The sequence below is a fragment of the Nocardioides panacihumi genome, from assembly GCF_039530925.1.
Classification (GTDB): domain Bacteria; phylum Actinomycetota; class Actinomycetes; order Propionibacteriales; family Nocardioidaceae; genus Nocardioides; species Nocardioides panacihumi.
Genome location: NZ_BAAAPB010000007.1, coordinates 1 through 1,229 on the forward strand (window position 1 = coordinate 1; position 1,229 = coordinate 1,229).

Consider the following 1,229-nt stretch of genomic DNA (forward strand, 5'->3'; position numbering starts at 1 on the left):
GGTGGCTGGATGATGAGTCTGGACTCCGGCAGGGGGATCTGTTTGAACGCGCGGAGGATGTCGGCCTGGGTGGGGCCGGGCGCGGTATCGGATTCACTCGATGCGCATCCGTTGTGACCGGCACTGCTCTCGCCCGTCGTCGTCTGGAACCAGATGAAGAGCATGCCGGACCCGTCTGGGCACAGTCGCTGCTTCGAACATCCCTTCGCGACTGGGTCGCTCGGGTCTGCGATCACCATGCCATCGCATACGGGTGCGGATTCCCATTCGCCCGCCGGCATCGTGGTGGCAGCGGGAGCCGCCACCGCGGCATGAGCCCCGCAGTTCACGGCAGAGCCGGTTGCCTGAAACACGGTTCCGACGGCACTGGCGCTCATCGCCCCACAGCCGGGATCCGCGGCGACTTCCGAGGTAGGGAACGCAAGGGATAAACCGATCGTCGTTGCGCAAACGAGCCATGTCAGCCGCGTCATCCAATGACCTCGAACTGTGCGACACGCCAAGCATCGCCGTCGGTCGCACTCAGGTGGAACATGTCGTGAACGACCGCGCCTGGCCTCACGCTGTCCTTGACAGTGCCGGGGTAGTCCACACGCTGCGAACTTGTCTTGAGGGTGACCTTGAGGTCGGCCAGGACGAATGGGCCAGCGTAGGAGAGCAGTACCGCGCCAGCCACGACAGTTCCTTGGCCGCCGGTGACATGGCCGCCATTTCGGTAGATGGCTCGAATTCCGGCCAAGCCGCCTTCACATGCTCCGCAGCCCTTCACGAATGTCGACTTCAAGGCCTTGACGTCGCCAGTGGTCTCGGCATAGTTCACGACTCGCCAGAAATACGCCATGAATGCTTTGGCGCCGGCTTTGGTGTGGGCTGCGGCGGCGTCGGGCATGACGGGTCGCGTCGAGGGTGGTGTCGGTGTCGGTGTCGGGCTGGGTGGGGTCGGGGTCGCGGTGGTTGCCGATTGTGGTGGTGGTGTGGGGTCGGCTGTGTCGCTGCGGCCGGTGCAGGCGGTGCAGGCGGTGAGTGTGAGTAGGGCGAGTCCGGTCAGGACGCGTGTGGTTGTTGCCCCCATGTGTGGTTCCTTCCCGAGATTCATCGGCAAGGTAGTCGGGGGGATGGGTGGGCGGGAAGGGGGTCAGGGTGGGCCTGTGGATAACCCGTGGGCTTGGTGGGTGAGGTGGCGGGTGCCGGTGGGGTCGGTGATCCATTGGTGGCCGTGGGGGCTGGTC

Annotated in this window: 1 protein-coding gene; it reads right to left on the bottom strand. The window is 65.2% G+C overall.

Annotation, left to right across the window (positions count from 1 at the left end; translation table 11 throughout):
* Positions 1–469: 469 nt before the first annotated feature.
* Complete coding sequence (locus ABD205_RS20925; protein ID WP_344048277.1) at positions 470–889, bottom strand: DUF6318 family protein; 420 nt, start codon at positions 887–889, stop codon at positions 470–472.
* Positions 890–1,229: the final 340 nt, after the last annotated feature.

What these genes read in the sequence shown, in the direction of transcription:
- ABD205_RS20925 (WP_344048277.1), bottom strand. Translation starts at nt 889, where the DNA reads ATGCCCGACGCCGCCGCAGCCCACACCAAAGCCGGCGCCAAAGCATTC.